The 23890-nt window shown below is 74.7% G+C and carries 19 protein-coding genes and 1 pseudogene; 14 read left to right on the forward strand and 6 right to left on the reverse strand.

Features of this window, described 5'->3' with window-relative positions:
* The 5 genes from lpdA to NRO40_RS07540 all read left to right on the forward strand — a co-directional run bounded on the left by lpdA (nt 1) and on the right by NRO40_RS07540 (nt 8453).
* A complete protein-coding gene (lpdA, locus tag NRO40_RS07520; RefSeq protein WP_058941307.1) occupies nt 1-1389 on the forward strand; it encodes a dihydrolipoyl dehydrogenase in 1389 nt (462 codons plus the stop codon).
* 59 nt (nt 1390-1448) lie between these two features.
* On the forward strand, nt 1449-3341 hold the full coding sequence (gene sucB, locus NRO40_RS07525) for a 2-oxoglutarate dehydrogenase, E2 component, dihydrolipoamide succinyltransferase (RefSeq protein WP_257375355.1): 1893 nt from the start codon (nt 1449-1451) through the stop codon (nt 3339-3341).
* 143 nt (nt 3342-3484) lie between these two features.
* Nucleotides 3485-4114: a GntR family transcriptional regulator gene (locus NRO40_RS07530; protein ID WP_058945250.1), complete on the forward strand. Its 630-nt coding sequence runs from the start codon at nt 3485-3487 to the stop codon at nt 4112-4114.
* 613 nt (nt 4115-4727) lie between these two features.
* On the forward strand, nt 4728-7421 hold the full coding sequence (aceE, locus tag NRO40_RS07535) for a pyruvate dehydrogenase (acetyl-transferring), homodimeric type (protein ID WP_058945251.1): 2694 nt from the start codon (nt 4728-4730) through the stop codon (nt 7419-7421).
* A 66-nt stretch (nt 7422-7487) separates the two neighbouring features.
* Nucleotides 7488-8453, forward strand: a complete 966-nt coding sequence (locus NRO40_RS07540; RefSeq protein ID WP_058945252.1) for a helix-turn-helix transcriptional regulator — start codon at nt 7488-7490, stop codon at nt 8451-8453.
* A 28-nt stretch (nt 8454-8481) separates the two neighbouring features.
* On the opposite strand, the gene NRO40_RS07545 is transcribed toward NRO40_RS07540, so the two are convergent.
* The gene (locus NRO40_RS07545; RefSeq protein ID WP_058945253.1) at nt 8482-9423 is read right to left on the reverse strand and encodes an SDR family oxidoreductase; all 942 of its coding nucleotides are present in this window, start codon (nt 9421-9423) and stop codon (nt 8482-8484) included.
* A 220-nt stretch (nt 9424-9643) separates the two neighbouring features.
* On the opposite strand from NRO40_RS07545, the gene NRO40_RS07550 reads away from it, so the two are divergent.
* Entirely contained in the window at nt 9644-10162 is a 519-nt protein-coding gene (locus NRO40_RS07550; protein WP_058945254.1) for a DUF4240 domain-containing protein, read from the forward strand.
* A gap of 60 nt (nt 10163-10222) precedes the next feature.
* On the opposite strand, the gene NRO40_RS07555 is transcribed toward NRO40_RS07550, so the two are convergent.
* Entirely contained in the window at nt 10223-10717 is a 495-nt protein-coding gene (locus NRO40_RS07555) for a GNAT family N-acetyltransferase (RefSeq protein ID WP_058945256.1), read from the reverse strand.
* Nucleotides 10718-10751: 34 nt separating this feature from the next.
* On the opposite strand from NRO40_RS07555, the gene NRO40_RS07560 reads away from it, so the two are divergent.
* Nucleotides 10752-11702: a TIGR01777 family oxidoreductase gene (locus NRO40_RS07560; RefSeq protein ID WP_079047530.1), complete on the forward strand. Its 951-nt coding sequence runs from the start codon at nt 10752-10754 to the stop codon at nt 11700-11702.
* Between the two features lie 634 nt (nt 11703-12336).
* Nucleotides 12337-13632 carry an NAD(P)/FAD-dependent oxidoreductase gene (locus NRO40_RS07565; RefSeq protein WP_058945255.1) on the forward strand — a complete coding sequence of 432 codons (1296 nt, stop codon included), beginning with the start codon at nt 12337-12339 and terminating at the stop codon, nt 13630-13632.
* Between the two features lie 393 nt (nt 13633-14025).
* Here the strand turns inward: NRO40_RS07565 and NRO40_RS07570 are convergent.
* Nucleotides 14026-15731 (reverse strand): annotated as a pseudogene (locus NRO40_RS07570) (regulator).
* Nucleotides 15732-16011: 280 nt separating this feature from the next.
* On the opposite strand from NRO40_RS07570, the gene lipB reads away from it, so the two are divergent.
* The 4 genes from lipB to NRO40_RS07590 all read left to right on the forward strand — a co-directional run bounded on the left by lipB (nt 16012) and on the right by NRO40_RS07590 (nt 19147).
* The gene (lipB, locus tag NRO40_RS07575) at nt 16012-16863 is read left to right on the forward strand and encodes a lipoyl(octanoyl) transferase LipB (protein ID WP_058945359.1); all 852 of its coding nucleotides are present in this window, start codon (nt 16012-16014) and stop codon (nt 16861-16863) included.
* Nucleotides 16864-16981: 118 nt separating this feature from the next.
* The gene (gene lipA, locus NRO40_RS07580; protein WP_058945358.1) at nt 16982-17974 is read left to right on the forward strand and encodes a lipoyl synthase; all 993 of its coding nucleotides are present in this window, start codon (nt 16982-16984) and stop codon (nt 17972-17974) included.
* Nucleotides 17975-18207: 233 nt separating this feature from the next.
* Complete coding sequence (locus tag NRO40_RS07585; RefSeq protein ID WP_058945357.1) at nt 18208-18429, forward strand: SCO2195 family GlnR-regulated protein; 222 nt, start codon at nt 18208-18210, stop codon at nt 18427-18429.
* Nucleotides 18430-18439: 10 nt separating this feature from the next.
* Entirely contained in the window at nt 18440-19147 is a 708-nt protein-coding gene (locus NRO40_RS07590; protein ID WP_058945356.1) for a DUF4191 domain-containing protein, read from the forward strand.
* Nucleotides 19148-19256: 109 nt separating this feature from the next.
* Here the strand turns inward: NRO40_RS07590 and NRO40_RS07595 are convergent, their stop codons facing one another.
* The gene (locus NRO40_RS07595) at nt 19257-19727 is read right to left on the reverse strand and encodes an RDD family protein (RefSeq protein ID WP_079047544.1); all 471 of its coding nucleotides are present in this window, start codon (nt 19725-19727) and stop codon (nt 19257-19259) included.
* Between the two features lie 233 nt (nt 19728-19960).
* Here NRO40_RS07595 and glnA point away from each other — a divergent pair, with 233 nt between their 5' ends.
* On the forward strand, nt 19961-21370 hold the full coding sequence (gene glnA / locus NRO40_RS07600; protein ID WP_058945354.1) for a type I glutamate--ammonia ligase: 1410 nt from the start codon (nt 19961-19963) through the stop codon (nt 21368-21370).
* A gap of 182 nt (nt 21371-21552) precedes the next feature.
* Here the strand turns inward: glnA and NRO40_RS07605 are convergent, their stop codons facing one another.
* The gene (locus tag NRO40_RS07605) at nt 21553-22779 is read right to left on the reverse strand and encodes a winged helix DNA-binding domain-containing protein (protein WP_058945353.1); all 1227 of its coding nucleotides are present in this window, start codon (nt 22777-22779) and stop codon (nt 21553-21555) included.
* A 186-nt stretch (nt 22780-22965) separates the two neighbouring features.
* Nucleotides 22966-23241: a hypothetical protein gene (locus tag NRO40_RS07615; protein WP_058945352.1), complete on the reverse strand. Its 276-nt coding sequence runs from the start codon at nt 23239-23241 to the stop codon at nt 22966-22968.
* A gap of 134 nt (nt 23242-23375) precedes the next feature.
* On the opposite strand from NRO40_RS07615, the gene NRO40_RS07620 reads away from it, so the two are divergent.
* Nucleotides 23376-23738, forward strand: a complete 363-nt coding sequence (locus NRO40_RS07620; RefSeq protein ID WP_058945351.1) for an arsenate reductase family protein — start codon at nt 23376-23378, stop codon at nt 23736-23738.
* Nucleotides 23739-23890 lie beyond the last annotated feature (152 nt).

A 23890-nucleotide genomic window follows, 5' to 3' on the forward strand; every position in this document is an offset into this window, starting at 1 on the left:
GTGGCGAACGACGCCAGCACCGTTTTCGACCTAGTGATCCTCGGCGGTGGTAGTGGCGGTTACGCCGCGGCCCTGCGAGGTGCGCAGCTGGGCCTGGACGTCGCACTGATCGAGAAGAACAAGCTCGGCGGCACCTGCCTGCACAACGGCTGCATCCCCACCAAGGCCCTGCTCCACGCCGGTGAGATCGCCGACCAGGCCCGCGAGGCGGACCAGTTCGGTGTGAGGGCCTCCTTCGAGGGCATCGACATCAAGGGCGTCCACAAGTACAAGGACGACGTGATCGCCGGCCTGTACAAGGGCCTGCAGGGCCTGGTCGCCTCCCGCAAGGTGACCTACATCGAGGGCGAGGGCCGCCTCTCCTCCCCGACCTCGGTGGACGTGAACGGCCGGCGCGTCGAGGGCCGCCACGTGCTGCTGGCGACCGGCTCCGTGCCGAAGTCGCTGCCGGGCCTGGAGATCGACGGCAACCGCGTCCTCTCCTCGGACCACGCGCTGACCCTCGACCGGGTCCCCGAGTCGGCCATCATCCTGGGCGGCGGCGTCATCGGCGTCGAGTTCGCCTCGGCGTGGAAGTCCTTCGGGGCCGACGTCACGATCATCGAGGGCCTCAAGCACCTGGTCCCGGTCGAGGACGAGAACAGCTCCAAGCTGCTGGAGCGCGCCTTCCGCAAGCGCGGCATCAAGTTCAACCTGGGCACCTTCTTCCAGAGCGCCGAGTACACCGACGCCGGAGTCAAGGTCACCCTCGCGGACGGCAAGACCTTCGAGGCCGAGGTGCTGCTCGTCGCGATCGGCCGCGGCCCGGTCTCGCAGGGCCTGGGCTACGAGGAGCAGGGCGTCGCCATGGACCGCGGTTACGTCTTGGTCGACGAGTACATGCGCACCAACGTGCCGACGATCTCGGCCGTGGGCGACCTCGTCCCCACCCTGCAGCTGGCGCACGTCGGCTTCGCCGAGGGCATCCTGGTGGCGGAGCGGCTGGCCGGTCTGAAGCCGGTCCCGATCGACTACGACGGTGTGCCCCGGGTGACGTACTGCCACCCCGAGGTCGCCTCCGTGGGCATCACCGAGGCGAAGGCCAAGGAGCTGTACGGCGCGGACAAGGTCGTCGCCCTGAAGTACAACCTCGCCGGCAACGGCAAGAGCAAGATCCTCAAGACCGCGGGCGAGATCAAGCTCGTGCAGGTCAAGGACGGTGCGGTGGTCGGCGTCCACATGGTCGGCGACCGCATGGGCGAGCAGGTCGGCGAGGCCCAGCTGATCTACAACTGGGAGGCGCTGCCGGCCGAGGTCGCCCAGCTCGTCCACGCCCACCCGACGCAGAACGAGGCGCTCGGCGAGGCCCACCTGGCCCTGGCCGGCAAGCCCCTCCACTCCCACGACTGACGCACCAGTCACCGGGCGCGACCACACACCGCACAAGTTCGTTAGGAGCAAGTGAAACCATGCCGGTTTCCGTAACCCTGCCGGCGCTCGGCGAGAGCGTCACCGAGGGCACCGTCACCCGTTGGCTGAAGGCCGAGGGTGAGCGCGTCGAGGCCGACGAGCCGCTGCTCGAGGTCTCCACCGACAAGGTCGACACCGAGATCCCCGCCCCCGCTTCCGGCGTCCTGTCCTCCATCAAGGTCGCCGAGGACGAGACCGTCGAGGTCGGCGCCGAGCTGGCCGTCATCGACGACGGCTCGGGCGCCCCCGCCCAGGCCGAGGCCCCTGCCGAGGCCCCTGCCGCCGAGGCGCCGGCCGCCGCTCCCGCCCAGGAGTCCGCGCCGGAGCCCGCCCCGGCCCAGGCCGAGGCCCCGGCCGCCCCCGCCCAGGCGGAGGAGGCCCCCGCCGCCCCCGCGCAGGCCGAGGCGCCCGCCGCCCCGGCCGGTGGCGCGCAGGGCACCGAGGTCGTCCTGCCCGCGCTGGGCGAGTCGGTGACCGAGGGCACCGTGACGCGCTGGCTGAAGCAGGTCGGCGAGTCGGTCGAGGCCGACGAGCCGCTGCTGGAGGTCTCCACCGACAAGGTGGACACGGAGATCCCCGCCCCGACGTCCGGCGTGCTGCTGGAGATCGTCGTGGGTGAGGACGAGACGGCCGAGGTCGGCGCCAAGCTGGGCGTCATCGGTGAGGCCGGTGCCGCTCCGGCCGCCGAGCCCGCCCAGGCCGCGCCCGCCCCGGCCGCCGAGCCCGAGCCCGCGCCCCAGGCTCCGGCCGCCCCGGCGCAGACCGCTCCGGCTCCGGCTCCGGCTGCCCAGGCTCCGGCGGCTCCGGCTCCGGCCCCCGCCGCTCCGGCGCAGCCCGCCCCGGCGCAGCCCGCTCCGGCTCCGGCTGCCCAGGCTCCGGCTCCGGCTCCGGCCGCCGCCGCGCCGGCCCAGCCCGCTCCGGCGCAGGCCGCTCCGGCCCCGTCCGCTCCCGCCGCCCAGGCGACGGACGAGGGCGCGTACGTGACCCCGCTGGTCCGCAAGCTCGCCTCCGAGCATGGGGTCGACCTCGGCTCGGTCAAGGGCACCGGGGTCGGCGGCCGCATCCGCAAGCAGGACGTCATCGCCGCCGCCGAGGCCGCGAAGGCCCCTGCCGCCCCGGCCCAGGCCGCCGCGCCCGCCGCCAAGGCCCCGGCCCTGGAGGCGTCCCCGCTGCGCGGTCAGACGGTCAAGATGACCCGCATGCGCAAGGTCATCGGCGACAACATGATGAAGGCCCTGCACGGCCAGGCGCAGCTGTCCTCGGTCGTCGAGGTCGACATCACCAAGCTGATGCGGCTGCGGAACCGCGCGAAGGACGCCTTCGCCGCCCGCGAGGGCGTCAAGCTCTCCCCGATGCCGTTCTTCGTCAAGGCGGCGGCCCAGGCGCTGAAGGCCCACCCGGTCATCAACGCCCGGATCAACGACGACGAGGGCACCATCACGTACTTCGACTCGGAGAACATCGGCATCGCCGTGGACTCCGAGAAGGGTCTGATGACGCCGGTCATCAAGGGCGCCGGCGACCTGAACATCGCGGGTGTCGCCAAGGCCACGGCCGACCTGGCCGGCAAGGTCCGGGCCGGCAAGATCACCCCGGACGAGCTGGCCGGCGCGAGCTTCACCATCAGCAACACCGGCTCGCGCGGCGCGCTGTTCGACACCATCATCGTCCCGCCGAACCAGGTCGCCATCCTGGGCATCGGCGCCACGGTGAAGCGCCCGGTCGTCGTGGACCACCCGGAGCTCGGCGAGACGATCGCCGTGCGCCACATGACGTACCTGACGCTCTCCTACGACCACCGCCTGGTGGACGGCGCCGACGCGGCCCGCTACCTGACGGCCGTCAAGGCGATCCTGGAGGCCGGCGAGTTCGAGGTCGACCTCGGCCTGTGAGCCCCCTCGGCTGACACGCGTCCAACACGGCGCCCCCGCCCGGCAGTTGCCGGCGCGGGGGCGCCGTCGTCGTCCGGGCGGGGGCCGGGCGGAATAATGGCCGCGATGGCGTCGACCGCCGCGGCAGCGAAGGAGCCCCCTCCATGACCACCCCGCCCCCCGTCGTGCACTCGCTGCGCGAACAGATCCGCGAGCACATCGTGGAGGGGATCGTCAGCGGCCGGTGGAAGCCGGGCGAGCGGATCGTGGAGCGCCGCATCGCGACGGAGCTCCAGGTCAGCCAGACCCCGGTGCGCGAGGCGCTGCGCGAGCTGGAGAGCCTGCGGCTGATCGAGTCGGCGCCGAACAAGGGCGTGCGCGTACGCAACCTCACGGCCGCCGACCTGGAGGAGTCCTACCCGGTGCGGGCGGGCCTGGAGCAGATCGCCGCGGAGCTGGCGGCGGAGCGCCTGGCGGCGGACTGCTCGGCGCTGGAACCGCACGTGGCGGCGCTGTACGAGGCGGACGCGCACGGCGACGGGACAGCGCAGGTGCGGCACACGGTCGCCTTCCACCGCGAGCTCGTCCGAGCCGCGCACAACGCCGTCCTGCTGCACACCTGGGAGGGGCTGGGGATCGAGGTCTTCACGGCCCTGTCGATCCGCTGGCTCGGCACGGTGCAGAAGGAGTACGCGCAGGAGCACCAGGACCTCGTGGCGGCCTTCCGCCGCCGGGACCCGGAGATCGGCGGGCTGGTAAAGGCCCACGTCCTGGGCTGCGCCCCCCGGGCGTAGACGGGGCACCCGGCTCCCCCGGCCCCCACGAGGCCCTCGCGGCCGGGTGACCCGGTCGGGGGGAACCTCCGGGGAGACCCCACCGGGGCCGTACGGGCCCCACACCGGCCCGCACGCGGCCTTCCCGCGCCCCGGCGCCCCCACCCCCCCTCACCGGCACACACGGCCCGCAGGCGGCCCACGACCCCCGGCTCCCCCCGGCCGGCGCACGCACCCCGTCAAGGCCGGCGGGGCCGCCGCCGTGCCCGCCGCCCCCGGATCGGCCGCACCCCCGCAGCGCCCGCAGCGCCCGCAGCGCCCGCGCCGCCCGGCGCCGCCCGGCGGACCGGTGCCGGCCGACGACCGGTGCCGGCCGGCGGCCCGGCAGGCTCGCGCTCATCCTGCGGTGACCGCGCTCACCCGTACGCCCATCCCTGCGAAAACACGGCACCCGGTGCCCACAATCATGGCACCCGATGCCGACTTTGCCGTTGACATAAGATTTTGCCCCTCCCCCTTTGATCGATCATCGATCACGGCCGTACAGTCGTCGGCGGACTTCAACAGAGGTCCTTCGCCCTGTCCTGCCAAGACCAAGGGCTCCCCACCCCTTCGACTCCGGAAGGCGGCGACTATGACCGACCCGACCCGCATCCAGCCGAGCGAGCTCGACCAGCTCCCGGACCGCGACCCCGAGGAGACCGCCGAGTGGCAGGCGTCCCTCGACGCCGTGACCGCCGCGGCGGGGCCGCACCGCGCCGCGTACCTGATGCGCCGCACCCTGGAGCGGGCGGAGGGCGCCGGTCTGGCGCTGCCGAAGCTGCTGGAGACCGACTACGTCAACACCATCCCCACCTCCGCCGAGGCCGGCTACGGCTTCGACGGCGACGAGGAGATGGAAGCCCGCATCACCGCCTGGAACCGGTGGAACGCCGCCGCCATGGTGACCCGCGGCGCGAAGTACGGCGTCGGCGGTCACATCGCCACCTTCGCGTCGGCCGCGTGGCTCTACGAGACCGGCTTCAACCACTTCTTCCACGGCAAGGAGCGGGACGGCTCCGGCGACCAGCTGTTCATCCAGGGCCACGCCTCCCCCGGCATCTACGCCCGCGCCTTCCTCGACGGACGGCTCACCGAGGCGCAGCTGGACAACTTCCGTCAGGAGTCCGGCGGCAACGGCCTGCCCTCCTACCCGCACCCGCGGCGCCTGCCGTGGCTGTGGGAGTTCCCCACGGTCTCCATGGGCCTGGGCCCCCTCTCCGCGATCTACCAGGCGCGGTTCAACCGCTACCTCACCAACCGCGGCATCAAGGACGTCTCCGCCTCGCACGTGTGGGCCTTCCTCGGCGACGGCGAGATGGACGAGCCGGAGTCGACCGCCGCACTCGCGCTCGCCGCGCGTGAGGGCCTCGACAACCTCACCTTCGTCATCAACTGCAACCTGCAGCGCCTCGACGGCCCCGTCCGTGCCAACTTCAAGATCGTGCAGGAGCTGGAGGCCCAGTTCCGCGGCGCCGGCTGGAACGTCGTGAAGTCGCTGTGGGGCACCGCGTGGGACGAGCTGTTCCGGCTCGACACCACCGGCGCGCTCGTCCGCCGCCTCCGCGAGGTGCCGGACGCGCAGGTGCAGACGTACCAGACCCGTGACGCCGCCTACATCCGCGAGGACTTCTTCGGCAAGGACCCGGCGCTCGTCGAGATGGCGAAGCTGCTGTCCGACGACAAGATCGTCGAGTGCTTCCACACCTCGCGCGGCGGCCACGAGGCCCGCAAGGTCTTCGCCGCGTACAAGGCCGCGCTCGGCCACCGGGGCGCGCCGACGGTGATCCTCGCCCAGACGGTGAAGGGCCACACCCTCGGCCGCGGCTTCGCCTCCAAGAACGCCAACCACCAGATGAAGAAGCTCTCGGTGGACGAGTTCAAGGACATGCGCGACCTGCTCGGCCTGCCCATCCCGGACAGCGCCTTCGCCGACGGCCAGGTGCCCTACGGCCACCCGGGCGCCGACGCCCCCGAGGTCCGCTACCTCCAGGAGCGCCGCGCCGCCCTCGGCGGCCCCGCCCCGGCCCGCCGCGTCCACCCCGTCGCGCCGCTGCCGGCCCCGGCGGAGAAGGTGTTCACCGCCTTCGACAAGGGCTCCGGCTCCCAGTCGGTCGCCACGACGATGGCGTTCGTCCGGCTGGTGAAGGACCTGGTCCGCGACAAGGAGACCGGCCGCCGCTGGGTCCCGATCGTCCCGGACGAGGCCCGCACGTTCGGCATGGAGTCGCTCTTCCCCTCGCTCGGCATCTACTCGCCGAAGGGCCAGACGTACGAGCCGGTCGACCGCGACCAGCTGATGTACTACAAGGAGGCCGTCAACGGCCAGATCCTGAACGAGGGCATCACCGAGGCCGGCTCGATGGCCGACTTCATCGCCGCGTCGACCGCGTACTCGACGCACGGCGAGCCGATGATCCCCTTCTACATCTTCTACTCGATGTTCGGCTGGCAGCGGACCGCCGACCAGATGTGGCAGCTCGGCGACCAGCTCGGCCGCGGCTTCCTCGTCGGCGCCACGGCCGGCCGCACCACGCTGACCGGTGAGGGCCTCCAGCACGCCGACGGCCACTCCCCCGTCATCGCGGCGACCAACCCGGCGGCGCTCAGCTACGACCCGGCGTTCGCCTACGAGGTCGCCGTGATCGTCAAGGACGGTCTGCGCCGGATGTACGGCGAGGGCGCCCCGGGCGAGGACCCGAACGTCTTCTACTACCTGACCGTGTACAACGAGCCGATGCCGCAGCCCGCCAAGCCGGCCGTCGAGGGCATCGACGAGGCCATCGTCAAGGGCCTGTACCGGTTCCGCGAGGGCTCGGGCGCCGAGGACGCGCCGCGCATCCAGCTGCTGTCCTCCGGCACGGCGATCCACTGGGCGCTCCAGGCCCAGCAGACGCTGGCCGCCGACTGGGGCGTGACCGCCGACGTGTGGTCCGCGACCTCCTGGACGGAGCTGCGGCGCGACGCGCTGGAGGCCGACGCGGCCCTGCTGCGCGGCGAGGAGCGGGTGCCGTACGTGCGCCAGGCGCTGGCCGACGCCCGGGGCCCGGTCCTGGCGGTCAGCGACTACATGCGCCAGGTACCGGACCAGATCGCGCAGTGGGTCGAGCAGGACTACAGCTCGCTCGGCGCCGACGGCTTCGGCCTGTCGGACACCCGTGAGGCCGCCCGCCGCCACTTCGGCGTGGACGCCCCCTCGATCGTGGTCGCCGCCCTGGCCCAGCTCGCCAAGCGCGGCGAGGTCCCGGCCTCCGCGGTGAAGGACGCCCGGGAGCGCTACGGCCTGTAGGCGTACGCGCGACCCCGAGGCCCCCGCCCGGCCGAGCCGGGCGGGGGCTTCGTGCAGGATGGGCCCATGCGCGCTGCCCGGCTGATCAAGATGGTGCTCCTGCTCCAGTCCCGGCCGTCGATGACCGCCGCCGAACTGGCCGCCGAACTGGAGGTGTCGGAACGCACCGTCACCCGCGACGCGCTCGCCCTCTCGGAGGCCGGGGTGCCCGTGTACGCCGACCGGGGCCGCGCCGGCGGCTACCGGCTGGTCGGCGGCTACCGGACCCGGCTGACCGGCCTGGCGCGCAGCGAGGCGGAGGCGCTGTTCCTCTCCGGGGTGCCGGGGGCGCTGCGGGAGATGGGGCTGGACGACGCGGCGTCGGCGGCCCGGCTGAAGGTCTCGGCGGCGCTCCTGCCGTCGCTGCGGGACGCGCCGGTCGCGGTGGCGCAGCGCTTCCACCTGGACGCGCCCGGCTGGTACCAGGAGCCGGAGACGCCCGGACTGCTGCCGGCGGTCGCGGAGGCGGTGTGGGACGACCGGCTGGTCCGGGCGCGCTACCGCCGGGGCGACACGGAGGTGGAGCGGGAGCTCGCCCCGTACGGGCTCGTGCTGAAGGCGGGCGTCTGGTACCTGTGCGCCCGCGTCGGCACGGACTTCCGCGTGTACCGCGTGGACCGCTTCACGGCCGTGGCGCTCGACGGGGCGCGGTTCGACCGGGACGCGGAGTTCGACCTGCCCGCCTTCTGGGAGGAGCGGGCGGCCGGGTTCGCCCGCTCGCTCCTGCGCGCGCGGGCGGTGGTGCGGCTGACGGAGGCCGGCGCGCGGGAGCTGCCGTACGTGACGGACCGGGCCGCCGCGCGGGAGGCGCTGGAGGCGGCCGGCCCACCGGACGGGGACGGCCGGGTGACGGTGACGCTCCCGGTGGAGTCCGAGGAGGTCGCGTACGGCCAGCTCCTCCGCCTCGGGGCGGAGGCGGAGGTGCTGGAACCGGCCCCGCTGCGGGAGCTGTTCGCCCGCGCGGCGGCCCGGATGGCGGAGCTCTACCGGTAGCGCGGCCGTCGGGGCTCCGCCGCCGGTCCTACCGGTAGTCGTCGGCGGTGGCGTCCTTGCCCCCGTGGACGACCTCGATGAAGTACGCCCAGCCGTCCGGCTGCGACCCGTCGGCGTCGGTGAAGCCGTACTCGCGGGCGAGCTGGCCGCTGGAGAGGGACCGGCCGTTCCACCGGTGCCGCTCGGGGTCGGCGGCGAGCGCGGCGACCGCCCGGCCGACGTACACCGGTGACTCGGCGATGGCGAAGTGCGGCTCGTCGGCGAGGGCGTCGCGCCAATTCTCCTCACCTACGCCGTAGTGGTCGAGCATCGCCTCGGAGCGCAGGTAGCCGGGGGTGAGCGCCACGGCCGTGGCGCCGACCTCCTTGAGGTCCTCGCCCAGCGCGAACGCCATGCGCAGCGGGGCGTACTTGGCGAGGTCGAAGTAGAAGTTCTCCCGGAAGCGCGTGTTGTACTCGGCCGTCCCGTCCGTCATCTCCACGACGAGCCCGCCCGGGTTGCGGATGAGGAGGGGCAGGGCGCAGCTGCTGGTGATGGCGTGGCTGCGGATGCCGAGGTCCAGCATGCGCAGGCCCTGGTCGAGGTCGGTCTCCCACATCTTCTTGCCCCACGGGATGAGGTGGTCGCCGCCCCACAGGCCGTTGACGAGGACGTCGAGCCGGCCCCGCTCCTCGTCGATGCGGGCGACGAGCGCGCGCACCTGTTCGGGCCGCAGGTGGTCGACCGGTACGGCGATGCCCTCGCCGCCCGCGGCGGTGACGAGCTCGGCCGTCTCCTCGATGGTCTCGGTGGGCCGGCCCACCTCGCTGGCGTGGGTGCGGGTGGTGCGTCCGGTGGCGTAGACGGTGGCGCCCGCGGCGCCGAGCTGGACGGCGATGGCGCGTCCCGCGCCCCGCGTGGCCCCGGCCACGAGGGCGACGGTTCCGGTGAGCGGGCGCGTCTGCTGGTGGTCGATGTCGCTGGTGGTCATGGGACGACCGTCGCACGCAAAGGCGACATCTCCTGTCCGGTATTCGCCCCGGTTCCCTCCGGTGGCCGTTGACGGATCCCGGCGGCCCGGACGACCCGCGGCGGCCGCTCGCGGATCCCCGGCGGCCCCGCGGCTCGCCGGCGGCGCCCCGTTCCCGACCCTCCCGTTCCGCCCGCCCCGGCGTGCGCCGTCCCCCGGCACACCGGATGCTGGTCCCGTGATGGACGAGACGGAGTTCTGGGAGATCGTCGACTCGACCCGCGAGGCCGCCGAGGGCGACCCCGAGGACCACGCCGAGCTGCTCGTGGAGCGGCTGGTGCGGCTCGACCCCGACTCCGTGCTCGACTTCGCCCGCCACTTCGAGGTCCGCTACAACCGCGCGTACACGTGGGACCTGTGGGCCGCCGCGGCGGTCCTGCTGGGCGGCGCGGGCGACGAGGCGTTCGACTACTTCCGGTGCTGGCTGATCGGCCAGGGCCGGGAGGTGTTCGAGGGCGCGGTCCACGACGCGGAGGCGCTCGCGGAGCTGCTGGAGGACTTCGACCCGGAGCTCGACGGGGACGGCGAGGAGCTGGGGTACGCGGCGGACGAGGCGTACGAGCAGCTCACCGGTACGGACGCACCCGACCTGGGGATCCCGCCGCAGCCGGCGGACCCGGCGGGCGAGCCGCTCGACGTGGACGACGACACGGCGCTGGCGGGACGGCTGCCGCGGCTGTGGGACCGCTTCGGCGGCTGACCGGCGCCCCACGGGGGTTCGGCGGCCGGGCCGCGGCTGCGGGGGTTCGGCGGCCGGGCGTCAGGGGGTGAGGGCGCGGCCCATGAAGACGTCGTCGACGTACGCGCCGCCCAACAGGAACTCCCCGGGCAGGACGCCCTCGACCGCGAACCCCTCCGACTCGTACAGGGCGCGGGCGGGCTTGTTGTGGCCGAGGACGCGCAGGGTGATCCGGGTTGCCCCGCGGCGGCGCGCCTCGTCGCAGGCGGCGCGCAGCAATCCGCGGGCGAGCCCGCGCCCCCGGGCGGACTCCGCCACGACGAGGCCCTGCACCTGGCGCACGTGGGTGTTGCAGGCGAGCCGCGTGGCGAAGCCGATCCTGACGTATCCGACGGGGCCGTCGCCGAGGTCCGCGACGAGGTAGTCCTCCGGGCGGTGGTCGGCGTCGAAGAAGGGGTCGAACGGTGGCAGCGGGCGTGGCATGACGGCGTGGAGCGTGGACCACGTGTCGTGGTCGAGGCGGCTGAGCGCGTCGGCGTCCGAGGGGCGCGCGGGGCGTATCGGGGAGGGCGTCATGGGCGTCACTGTGCCACGCGGGCAGGATGGGGTCATGTCTCCTTCCCGCCCGGGCCCCTCGCCCGCCCCACCCCCGCCCGCGTCGCCCCCGGCCCGCTCCCGCGTCGCCGTCACGGGCGCCGGCGGACTGATCGGTTCCGCCCTGGTGCGCTCCCTGCGGGCGGACGGGCACGAGGTCGTCCGGCTGGTCCGCGGGCCCGCACGCGGCGCGGACGAGGTCGCGTGGGATCCGCGGCGCCGGTACGTCGACGTGTCGGGCCTCGCCGGGTGCGACGCCGTCGTGCACCTGGCGGGCGCGGGGGTGGGCGAGCGGCGCTGGACGGAGGCGTACAAGCGCGAGATCCGCGACAGCCGGGTGCTCGGCACGGCCGCCGTCGCGGAGGCGGTGGCGTCGCTGGACGAACCGCCGAAGGTCCTCGTGTGCGGGTCGGCGCTCGGCTACTACGGCGACACCGGGGCGCGCGCCGTGGACGAGTCAGCGCCGGCGGGCGACGGGTTCCTGCCGTCGGTGTGCGTGGAGTGGGAGGCGGCGGCCGCGCCGGCCGAGGAGGCCGGGATCCGCGTCGCGTACGCCCGGACCGGCCTGGTGGTCGCCAGGGAGGGCGGCGCGTGGGGGCGGCTGTTCCCGTTGTTCCGCGCGGGCCTCGGGGGCCGCCTCGGGCACGGGCGCCAGTACTGGAGCTTCATCGCCCTGCACGACGAGGTGGCGGCGCTGCGGCACCTCGTCGACACGCCGGGGCTCGCCGGGCCGGTGAACCTGACCGCCCCGGAGCCGGTGACGAACCGCGAGGTGACGGAGGCGATGAGCCGGGTCCTGCGCCGCCCGGCGTTCCTGCACGTCCCCGCGCCCGCCCTGCGGATCGCCCTCGGTGACTTCGCCGCCGACGTCCTGGGCAGCCAGCGGGTGCTGCCGGGGCGCCTGCTGGGGACGGGCTTCCGCTTCGCCTTCCCGACGGTGGACGCGGCGATCCGCGCGGCGGCGTGACGCCCGCGCACCCGGTGCCGGGCCCGGGCGTGACCCCGCCCCCTGGCGTACCCGGCACCCCGGCGGCGTGAGGCCGCACCCGGCACCCGGCGGGCGTGCCCGGCGCACCCGGCACCCGGCCGGCGCACCCGGCACCCCGGCGGGCGTGCCCGGCGCACCCGGCGCCCCGGCACCCGACGGGCAGGACGCCGCCTCCGGGGCCCGGGGGCGGGATCCGGCCGTGCGCCGGGGCGGGACGCCCGCCGGGTCAAACGGGGCGGAGGAGCCCGCCGCGGGGCCGTCCACCCCGGTACGCCCCGGCCGCCGTCCGTGGGCGGGCCCCGGTGACGCGGGCCTGCCGGGCGGCCGGAGGGACAATCGGTAGGAGGACCCGGCGCCGGGGACGTCCGTCCGCGCGGTCCGCCCGCTTCCGGCCGCCGCGCGGGAAGGGCTCGTGCGGCGCCGCCCACGGGGCAGTACGTGTGTGCGACCTCCGTGCTTCGGTGTCCCCCCGTGCGCGCGACTGCCCCCCGCCGCAGGAGCGCCCTACGCTCGGGTGCCGCTCGGGACGCCGTTGTCCCGAACTCGGGCATTCCGGGGGCCTGTCCAGGGCATGAGCCACCCACGCACCGAACCGTCACCCGGGGAGGGTCACGTGCTCAGTACCGCAGATCACGCGGACGTCGTCATCGTCGGAGCCGGGCTCGCGGGTCTCGCCGCGGCCCACCACCTGACCAGCGCCGGACTCGAGGTCCGGGTGCTGGAGGCCGCCCCGCACGTCGGCGGGCGAATGGCCACCGACCACGTCGACGGGTTCCGTCTGGACCACGTCGCACAGTTGCTCAACACCTCCTACCTGGAGCCGCACCGCGCGGCGGGCATGGACACCGGTGACCTGCGCCGCTTCCAGCCGGGGGTGCTGGTGCACAGCGCCGGCCGGCTGCACCGCACCGGTGAGGTGCGGGGCGGCGCCCGGTCCGCGCTGACCCGCGCCCGGGCCCTGGCGGGCGGCCCGCGCCCGCTGGACCAGGCGCGTCTCGGCGCCTCGCTCGCCCGGCTCGCCGGGACGCCGACCGAGCGGCTGCTCGCCCGCCGCGAGCGGTCCGCGCTGGAGGCCCTGGCGGCCCGCGGGCTGCCGCCGCGGACGGTCACCACGTTCCTGCGCCCGCTGCTGACCGCCCTGCTCTGCGACCCGGACCTCACCACATCGAGCCGGTGCGCCGACCTCACGCTGCGCTCCTTCGCCCGCGGGCGGCTGTGCGTCCCGGCCGGCGGGGCGGCCGAGCTGCCGGAACGGATGGCGGCCACGCTGCCGCCCGGGACGGTACGGACGGGCGTGCGGGTGAAGGACGCCTCCATCAGCCGCGTCCTCACGGCCGAGCACGGCGAGTTCGCCTGCCGCTCCCTGGTCGTGGCGACCGGTGCCCGGGCCGCCGCCGAACTGCTGCCCGGACTGCGCGTGCCGGAGTTCCACCCGGTGACGGTGCTGCACCACACGGCCCCGGTGACGCCGCTGGCCGCCCCGGCGCTCGTCCTGGACGCCGACCGGTCGGGGCCCGTGTCGCACACGGCGGTGATGAGCGAGGTCGACCCGTCGCGCGCGCCGGCCGGCCGGGTGCTGGTCACCTCCACGGTCCTGGGCACTCCCCCGGACGACCTGGACGCCCGGACCAGGCGGCACCTGGCGGGGCTGTACGGCACGGGGACCGGCGACTGGGAGCTGCTGGCCGTCCGCCACGACCCGGAGGCCGTCCCGGCCATGCCGGCCCCGCACGACCTGCGCCGGCCGGTGCGGCTGCTGGCGGGCCTGTACGTGTGCGGCGACCACCGCGACGTGAGCACCCCGCAGGGCGCCCTCCACTCGGGCCACCGCGCGGCCCAGGCGATCCTCCGGGACCTCGGCATGCCGCCGGCCAAGCTGTCCGGCCGGCTGGAGGCGGCGGCCGCCTGACGCCCACGCCCGAACCACCGAGCGCCGCCCGACCACCGGGCCCGGGGTCACCACCGGTCCCGGGGCCGCGCGGGACCACCGTGGCTCGGCCCGCCGTACGGGCAGGGCCCGTGCCAGCCCGCCGTACGGGCAGGGCCCGTGCCAGCCCGCCGTACGGGCAGGGCCCGTGCCAGCCCGCCGTACGGGCAGGGCCCGTGCCCCGGTCTTCCGGGGCACGGGCCCTGCCGGCCGCTGTCGGCGACCGCGCGTGCCGCGGCTCCTCCCCCGCCCTCCCGTCCGGCCCGCCCTCCCGTCCGGCCCGCCCTCCCGTCCGGCCCGCCCTCCCGTCCGGCCGTCCGGCCCGTCCGCCCGCCCGGCGCGGTGTGCGTCGCGGGTGCCGGGCACCGCCGGCGGCTACCCGATGGCGGCCACCCGGTCCCGGTAGGTCCGGACGGCCGCCGCCTCCCGGTACGGCTCCAGCCGCCGCTCGAAGTCGCGCACGTACTCCACCGCGCGGGCCGAGCGCATCTCGGACGCCTGCTGGGCGGCCTCCGCGCCCAGCGCACACGCCTGGTCGAGCTCGCCGAGGCCGAGCCGGGCGCCCGCGAGGACGACCCGGCAGAAGGCCCGGCTGCGCGCGTACCCGGTGGGGTACAGCTGGAGCGCGCGCTCCGCGTGCTGCGCGGCGGCCCGGAACTGCTGGAGGTCCCGGTGGCAGTGCGCGAACTCGTCCGCGAGCTGCGCCTCGTCGAAGGGGCGCGCCCAGTGCGGCACGTCCTCGCCGGGGCGGGCGCCCTCCAGGGCCCGCTCGGCGCGCACGAGCGAGGCGGTGCAGGCCCGTACCTCGCCGAGCACGGCGTGGCCGCGCGCCTCGACGGCGTGCAGCAGCGCCTGGACGGCGGGCGGCGCCGACGCGCCGACGCCCTGCTGGGCGACGCGCGCCAGCTGCACGGCCTCACGGCCGTGGCCGAGGTAGACGGCCTGGCGGCTCATGGTGACCAGGACGTACGAGCCGTACGCGCGGTCGCCGGCCGCCTGGGAGAGCCGCAGGGACTGCACGAAGTACCGCTGGGCGAGGCCGTGCGCGGCGATGTCGTACGACGTCCACCCGGCCAGCCGCGTCAGGTCCGCGGCCGCGCCGAAGAGCCGTCGCCCGGTGGTCTCGCCGTAGCTGCCGCGCAGCATGGGTTCGGCCTCGTGCTCCAGGTACCGGACGAGGGCCTGCCGGGCGTGGCCACCGCCGTACGCGTGGTCGAGCGTGCGGAACAGCTCGGCCACCGAGCGGAGGGCGGCGATGTCCCCGCCGGTGACCCGCTGGCCGGGGCCGCGCTCGGTGCCGCGCTGGCGGGGCACGCAGGCCACGGCGGGGCCGGCGGGCCCGGGCGCGCCGGGTCTGCCGGGCGCGCCCCCGGGGCCGGGGCCCCCGGGACCGCCCTGCGGGCCCCGGCCCGGTGGACCACCGGTGCCCCCCGGACCGCCCGGTCCACCGGGGCCGACGGGTGCCGCGGGCGCTCCGGTGCCCGCGGGGGTGCCGGGGGTGCCGCGCCGCGCGCCGCGGGCGGGCGGCCCTGCGGGGGTACCCGGCCGCCCGCGGGTGGGGCGCCCGGTGCGGCCTGCCCGCCCGGTGGACCGCCGGCCGGGTGGGGCGCGCGGGGGCCGGACTCGCCGCGGCCGACGCGCTCGTCGGCGCGGCCGATCAGCCAGTCCCGGCTGGGGACGACCAGCCCCGCCGGGGTGAAGGCGATCTTCCGCAGCTCGGCGTGGCTGCCGGAGTCCTTGCGCCACAGCCCGCTGACGATGTCGACCGCCTCTTCGGGCGTGGCGGCGAACTCCAGGCCGGCGTAGACCGGCGCGCAGGCGTCGAGCCCGAGGTCCTGGGCGGACAGCCGCCGCCCCAGGCGGCGGGTGAACACCTCGGCGATCAGGGCGGGGGTGGTGCCGCGCGGCTGCTGACCGCGCAGCCAGCGGGTGACCGAGGTCTTGTCGTAGCGGAGGTCGAGTCCGTGCTCGAGTCCGAGCTGATCCACCCGTCTGGCAAGACCTGCGTTGGAGAACCCGGCTTCCGCGATCAGTGCGGCGAGCTGGCGGTTGGGGTTGCGCTGCGGGGGTCGATCCGTCATCAGCTGTGCGGTCTCCTGCCTTCCGGGCCGGGGTGCAGCCCCCTTGGAACGGCGCGAATTTAACCGTCGCCGACGCCGATACCGCCACCTTCGCCCCACATTCATCCGATCGTGTGAGGATTGGGGGTGGCGCTGACGGGCAGGGCGGCGCCGCGGCGGGCGGTCCCCCGGGGGTGCCGGACGGGCCCGTTCCGGCGCCCCAACCCTGCCCGGTCGGCCTCCCGGCCCCGCCCGTACAGTGGCAGGGGCGTGGGACGCGCTTTTCTAGGGAGACGGTGCCGTGAGTGAGCTGCGATTCGTCCATCTGGGGTTCGGCGGGGACGCCGTGGAGTACCAGGAGGCGTGGGAGCGGCAGCGCGAGGTCCACGCCGCCCGCTTCGCGGACGAGGCGCCGGACACCTGCCTGCTGCTGGAACACCAGCCCGTGTACACGGCGGGGCGGCGCACGGAGGAGAGCGAGCGCCCCCTGGACGGCACCCCGGTCGTGGACGTGGACCGCGGCGGCAAGATCACCTGGCACGGCCCCGGCCAGCTGGTGGGGTACCCGATCCTGAAGCTGCCCCGCCCGGTGGACGTGGTCGCGCACGTGCGCCGCCTGGAGGAGGCGCTGATCCGCACGGCGGCGGAGTTCGGCGTGGAGACCACCCGCGTCGAGGGGCGCAGCGGGGTCTGGGTACTGGGCGACCCGGTCGAGGAGCGGCCCGCGCTCGGCGGGCTGTCGCTGGACCTCGACCCCCGGCTCCAGGACGACGAGTTCGACCCGCGGCTGAACGGGCCCGAGTACGCCCCCTCCAACGCCGGCCAGCGGCGCGAGGACCGCAAGCTCGCGGCCATCGGGATCCGCGTCGCGAAGGGCGTCACCATGCACGGCTTCGCACTGAACGTGAACCCGGACAACACCTGGTTCGACCGGATCGTGCCGTGCGGCATCCGCGACGCGGGGGTGACGTCCCTCTCCGCCGAGCTGGGCCGCGACCTCACCATCGCGGAGGTCCTGCCCGTCGTGGAGCGGCACCTGCGGGACGTGCTGGAGAACGCCGAGCTCCGGCCGCGCGCGGTCGGCGACGCGGCCGACTACGCGGCCGGAAGGGCCGCGTCGGTACCGGCGGCCGAGGGGGCGGCGAGCGTCTGACCACCTCCCACCTGGGGGGAATGCGACCCACTGGCCCGAGGTTGGCCAGACGTAAGGCCGCACTTTTGACGGGCGTACCCTGGTGTTCGCCGAAGAATCGAAGCCGTAGGAGCCAGCCGTGTCCGCAGTCGCACCCGACGGACGCAAGATGCTGCGCCTGGAGGTCCGGAACAGCCAGACCCCCATCGAGCGCAAGCCCGAGTGGATCAAGACCCGGGCGAAGATGGGCCCCGAGTACAACCAGCTGCAGAAGCTCGTCAAGAGCGAGGGCCTGCACACGGTCTGCCAGGAGGCGGGCTGCCCGAACATCTTCGAGTGCTGGGAGGACCGGGAGGCGACGTTCCTCATCGGTGGCGACCAGTGCACGCGGCGCTGCGACTTCTGCCAGATCGACACCGGCAAGCCGCAGGCCCTCGACCGGGACGAACCCCGCCGCGTCGGCGAGTCCGTCGTCACGATGGACCTGAACTACGCCACGATCACCGGCGTCGCCCGCGACGACCTGGAGGACGGCGGCGCCTGGCTGTACGCGGAGACGGTGCGGCAGATCCACGCCATGACGGCGGGGCGCGAGGGCGGCCACACCAAGGTCGAGCTGCTCATCCCCGACTTCAACGCCGTCCCCGAGCAGCTGGCCGAGGTCTTCTCGTCCCGCCCCGAGGTGCTGGCGCACAACGTCGAGACCGTGCCGCGGATCTTCAAGCGCATCCGCCCCGGCTTCCGCTACGAGCGGTCGCTGGAGGTCATCACCAAGGCCCGCGAGGCCGGCCTCGTCACGAAGTCGAACCTCATCCTCGGCATGGGCGAGACCCGCGAGGAGGTCAGCGAGGCCCTGCGCGACCTGCACGAGGCGGGCTGCGAGCTGATCACCATCACGCAGTACCTGCGGCCGTCGGTCCGCCACCACCCCGTGGAGCGCTGGGTCAAGCCGCAGGAGTTCGTGGAGCTGAAGGAGGAGGCCGACGAGATCGGCTACTCCGGGGTCATGTCGGGCCCGCTGGTCCGTTCGTCGTACCGCGCCGGCCGGCTGTTCCAGCAGGCCATGGAGGCCCGCGGCGCGGCGGCGCGGCCCACCGCCGCACAGGCGGCCCCGGCGGCCCCCGCGGTGTGACGTCCGGCACGGCCGGGGCGCCGGCCCGTACGCCCCGCCGCAGGTGGACGCCGGTGGCGGTGGCGCACGGGCGGCGCCCGGACGTCGCCGCCGTTTGACCGGCCGGACACGCGCTGGTAACACCAGTGGGTGACGATGGAGTCACGCACCGCCAGGGTCCGCCGCGCCTCCGCGGCACCCCCGGGCGCTCCCGCTCCACCCCATCCGCCCACTCTCCGAGGGGGACAACCGACATGCAGGCCGCGAGGCAGCAGCAGCAGGTACGCGCCCACGCCCTCCCGTCCGTCTCCGGTGCCCTGCGCGCCGTCGAGGCGCTCCTGCTGGCCGGAGGCCAGCGCACCGCCCGGCGCAACGCCTGGACGTCCGTGCTGGAGGACCGCCGCCGCGCCCGGGCGCGGGTCGAGGCGGAGCACGTACTGGAGGCCGCGGCGAGCCGGACGTCGTCGGCCACGTAAACTTCTGAGCATGGCGAGGAAGTCACACTCAGACAGCAGTGACGCTGCTGCGAACCCCGGGCGACTGAAGCAGATCGCCCTCACGTACAAGATGACCCGGCGGTCGGACCCGAAGGTCGGGCTTGTCATCGCGGGCGTGGGGATCGTCGTCTTCGGCGTCCTCCTCGCGATCGGCTTCCTGATCGGGCACCCGGTCTACCTGGGCATCCTCGGCTTCCTGCTGGCCTTCCTCGCGATGGCGATCGTCTTCGGGCGGCGGGCCGAGCAGGCGGCCTTCGGGCAGATGGAGGGCCAGCCGGGCGCCGCCGCGGCGGTCCTGCAGAACGTGGGACGCGGCTGGACGTCCACCCCGGCGGTGGCGATGAACCGCAGCCAGGACGTCGTGCACCGCGCGGTCGGCCGGGCCGGCATCGTCCTCGTGGCCGAGGGCAACCCGAACCGGCTGAAGAGCCTGCTGGCGGCCGAGAAGAAGCGCATGGCCCGGATCGTGGTCGACGTGCCGGTGCACGACATCGTCGTCGGTGACGGCGAGGGCCAGGTGCCGCTGAAGAAGGTCCGCACGACGATGCTGAAGCTGCCGCGGGTGCTCACGGCCGCCCAGGTGACCGTGGCGAACGACCGGCTGCGCGCCATGGGCGACCTCATGAGCAACATGCCGCTGCCGAAGGGCCCCATGCCCAAGGGCATGCGGATGCCGCGCGGCGGGAAGTCCCGCTGACCGGCCCACCACGGCCCGGGCGGGACGTCCCGCCCGGGTTCCGTCGGTGCCTGCGTCCGGCACCGGCCGGGTCCCGTCAGCGCATTCCGTCCGGTACCGGCGTTTGCCGTCAGTGCGCGCGCACCTGCACGGCGCGGGCGAGCCGGTCGTGGAGGCCGCGGCCGTCGCGGTCCCAGACCAGGGCGGGGACGGCGAGGCACAGCAGCGCCGTACGGACGACGACGCGCCCGAAGCCGAGCCGCCGGCCGTCCTCGGCGATGACGCGCAGGCCCAGCAGCCGCTTGCCGGGGGTGGCGCCGACGGTCCCGACGGTCAGGACACCGAGGACGAAGAGCACACCGAGGGCCCAGTTGCCCGACGCGCTCCAGTCACCTCCGGTGATCAGCCCGTATGCGATGAGCATGCACAGGGACCAGTCGATGAAGAGCGCCCCGAACCGGCGTCCGAGTGGGGCGACGGAGCCGGGCCCCTCCTCCGGCAGCCCGAGCCGCTCGCCCCGGTAGCCGAAGTCGGCGCCCATCTCCTCGGCCGCCGCACGCGGTCCCGAGAGCCACGATCCGATTGCTTGCCTGTTGTCCACCCGTACACGGTACTGCGCCCCTCCCCGATCGACAGGGTCCGGGTCGCCACGGGCCGCCGTTCCCCCCGGCCGCGGCCACCGGTGGGGGCCGCGCCGGTTAACTTGGGCGAAACAAATGGGTCATGCTTGAGAAATCACGCGTCCCTATGGTCGGGTCCACCGTGTGCCACCGCACTGGCCGCACGATCGAGCTGCAACCCCGCCCTCCCCCGGGTGGGAGTAGGAGGAGTTGGATGTTCCAGAACGCCGACGAGGCCAAGAAGTTCATCAAGGACAACGACGTCAAGATGGTCGACGTCCGGTTCTGTGACCTCCCGGGAGTGATGCAGCACTTCACGATCCCGGCGACGGCGTTCGACCCGTCCGAGGAGCTCGCCTTCGACGGTTCGTCGATCCGCGGCTTCCAGGCCATCCACGAGTCCGACATGGCGCTGCGCGCGGACCTGTCGACGGCGCGTCTCGACCCGTTCCGCCGGGACAAGACGCTGAACATCAACTTCTTCATCCACGACCCGATCACGGGCGAGCAGTACAGCCGCGACCCGCGCAACATCGCGAAGAAGGCCGAGGCGTACCTCGCCTCCACCGGCATCGCCGACACCGCGTTCTTCGGCCCCGAGGCCGAGTTCTACGTCTTCGACAGCGTCCGCTTCGCCACCTCGGCGAACGAGGGCTTCTACCACATCGACTCCGAGGCCGGCGCCTGGAACACCGGTGCGGTCGAGGACAACCGCGGCTACAAGGTCCGCTACAAGGGCGGCTACTTCCCGGCCCCGCCGGTCGACCACTTCGCCGACCTGCGCGCCGAGATCTCCCTGGAGTTGGAGAAGGCCGGCCTCCAGGTCGAGCGCCAGCACCACGAGGTCGGCACCGCCGGCCAGGCGGAGATCAACTACAAGTTCAACACGCTCCTCGCCGCCGCCGACGACCTGATGCTCTTCAAGTACATCGTGAAGAACGTCGCCTGGCGCAACGGCAAGACCGCGACCTTCATGCCGAAGCCGATCTTCGGTGACAACGGCTCGGGCATGCACGTCCACCAGTCCCTGTGGGCCGGTGGCGAGCCGCTCTTCTACGACGAGCAGGGCTACGCCGGCCTGTCGGACACCGCCCGCTACTACATCGGCGGCATCCTCAAGCACGCCCCGTCGCTGCTGGCCTTCACCAACCCGACGGTGAACTCGTACCACCGCCTGGTCCCCGGCTTCGAGGCCCCGGTCAACCTCGTGTACTCGCAGCGCAACCGCTCCGCCGCGATGCGCATCCCGATCACCGGCTCGAACCCGAAGGCCAAGCGCGTCGAGTTCCGCGCCCCGGACCCGTCCTCGAACCCGTACCTGGCGTTCTCGGCACTGCTCCTCGCCGGCCTCGACGGCATCAAGAACAAGATCGAGCCGGCCGAGCCGATCGACAAGGACCTCTACGAGCTCGCCCCCGAGGAGCACGCGGGCGTCGCCCAGGTCCCGACGTCCCTCCCCGCGGTCCTGGAGGCCCTGGAGGCGGACAACGAGTACCTGCAGGCGGGTGGCGTCTTCACGTCCGACCTGATCGAGACGTGGATCGACTACAAGCGCACGAACGAGATCGCCCCGATCCAGCTGCGCCCGCACCCGCACGAGTTCGAGCTCTACTTCGACCTCTAGAGCGCCCCGGGCCCGGCCGCCTTCGGCCGCGCCCCGCTCGCCTGCGCCGCCGGCCGCGCCGTCCCCCTCGGGGGAGGGCGCGGCCGGCGGCGTTCGCGCGTCGTGTCCCGCGGGCGGGGCGGCGGGCCGGGGCCGGCGTCGTCGTGCGTCGTGCCCCCGTGGGCGAAGGGGGCGGGACGCGGTCAGGCGGAGAGCTCGCGTTCCAGTGGGGTGCGGAAGCGGGGGGTGACGCGGGTGCCGTGCAGCCACGTGTGCAGGCGGGCGGCCTCCGCCTCGACGGCGGCCCGGGCCTCGGCGCCGGGGTCGGTCAGCAGGCGCCAGACCGGTTCGCCGTCCGGGCGCTGCGCCCAGCCGCCGACGATCCGGCCGTTCCACCAGACGGTGGGGCCGATGTTGCCGCTGCGGTCGAAGAGGGCCGGGCGGTGGTCCGGGTCGAGGTACCAGTCGCGCTCGCGCCAGCCCATGGCCGTCGGGTCCAGGGCGGGGAGCAGCGCCGCCCAGGGTCCGGCGGCGGCCGGGGCCCCGGGGGCGTCCGGGGCGTGGGCCGGGGCGTCCGGGGCGTCCGCGTCGTCCGGGAGGACGTAGGCGGTCGTGGTGTCGTCGAGGGTGACCTCCTGCGCCGAGACGGCCGCCAGGGCCTTGCGGGCGTCGGTGACGCGCCAGCCCGTCCACCACGTGAGGTCGGCCTCCGTGGCCGGGCCGTGCGTGGCCAGCCAGTGGCGGGTCAGCGTCGCCCGCGCCTCGGCCGGCGGGAGGTCGGGCAGCGGTGGGGCGACGGCCCAGCGGAACCGGCTGGACGTCCACCCGCCGAGCGGCCTGCCGCGTACCACCCGCCCCTCGGTGCCGAGGACCCGCAGCAGGCGTGACGAGACGGCCTGCTGCTGGGCGTAGGGGGTGCCCGGGCCGTACGTGAACCGCTCCCGCAGGCGCGGCTCCTCGCCGGCCAGTTCGGTGGCCGTCGCCTCGCCGAGGCGCTCCAGGGCGGCGAGGGTGGCGTCCTCCACCTCCGCCAGCCAGTCGACGGTGAGGTCACTGCCCGCGGTCACCTGCTTGAGGAACGAGGCGCGTTCGCGCGCGGCCACGGCGTGCGTGGTGGACGACTGGACCACCGGGGCGAGGGCGGTGGGGACGACGAAGACGGTGTGGCGCATGCCGTGCATGCGGACCAGGGTGCGGTCCTCGTACAGGGCCCGCTCCATGGCCGGTACGGGGCCGTGCGGAGCGGCCTCGGCGGTGAGCCGGGCGCCGGCCGCCAGGTGGACGGTGGCGGGGTCGGTGCCGTGCAGGGCCGTGAGGGACGCCGCGACCTCCTCGACCGTCGCCGCGCGGGCGGACGGTGCCAGGTGGTGGCGGACCGCGAGGCGGGCGCGGCGCTGGTCGTCGGTGACGCGGGGACGGGCGGGAGCCATGGGACGACCGTAGCCGCTCGGTGGGCCGCCCGCCGTGGTAAGGGGTGAACTGGTGTGGATGGTGGGGCTGGTGGGCCCCGGAGTCCGGGGCGGGCGGCGGGCGGTCTTGGCGGCGGGGCCGTGGGGCGGTACGGCCGCGGGGGCCGTACCGCCCCGTGGACCGCGCCGGGCGGGCGGGTGGGCGTCCTAGCGGCCCGAGCGGATCAGCGAGCGCACCATCCGGCACGTCGCGTCCGACGGCGGGTGCACCCCGAGGTGCTGCGCCGTGTTCCGTATGGTCCGGTCGTCGGCCTTCGAGGCGATGTACACGCCCGAGTCGAGCAGGGCGATCGCCAGGCGCATGGCCTTGAGACGGCGGTTGTGGCACACGTACCACTCGCGCGGCCGACCGGCCGGGAGCGGCTTCTTCTGCAGGGGCTTCCAGGGTTCGAGGGGCAGTGGCGTGACGGTGGCGACGGCCATCGGCGACCTCCTGGTACGCGGCGTGAGGGGCCTCCCCCGGACCCTCACTGACTGGCTCCAGTCTACCGGCGGGCACTGACAATCGGCCCTGGCCAGACGGGCTTTGCGGGGCCGGCGCCGGTACCGTGTGCGGTATGGAGATCTGGATCAATCCCGCCTGTTCCAAGTGCCGTGGCGCCCTTCGGTTGCTCGACGAGGAGGGCGCCGACTACACGGTCCGCCGGTACCTGGAGGACGTGCCGTCCGCCGCCGAGATCCGTGACGTGCTGCACCGGCTCGGCCTGGAGCCGTGGGACATCACCCGCACCGGGGAGGCCGCCGCGAAGGAGCTGGGCGTGCGGGGTTGGGACCGTGACGAGGCGTCACGGGAGCGCTGGATCGAGGCCCTCGTCGCGCATCCGAAGCTCATCCAGCGGCCGATCATCACGGCCGACGACGGTACGGCGGTCGTGGGGCGCTCGGAGGAGGCAGTCCGGGACGCCCTGTCCCGGTCGTAGTCCCGACGTGGGAGGGGCGGCCCCGGGATCCGCGCTCGAGGCGGCGTTGAGGCGGGCTTGAGGCCGCCTTGGGACGGGGCTGAGCGGGCCCGGGGCGCCACCCGTACGTAGGGGCAACGCGCAACCGTCGATCCGGCCGCCCCATCCCCGGG

The sequence above is a fragment of the Streptomyces changanensis genome, assembly GCF_024600715.1.
In the GTDB taxonomy this organism is placed as follows: Bacteria; Actinomycetota; Actinomycetes; order Streptomycetales; family Streptomycetaceae; genus Streptomyces; species Streptomyces changanensis.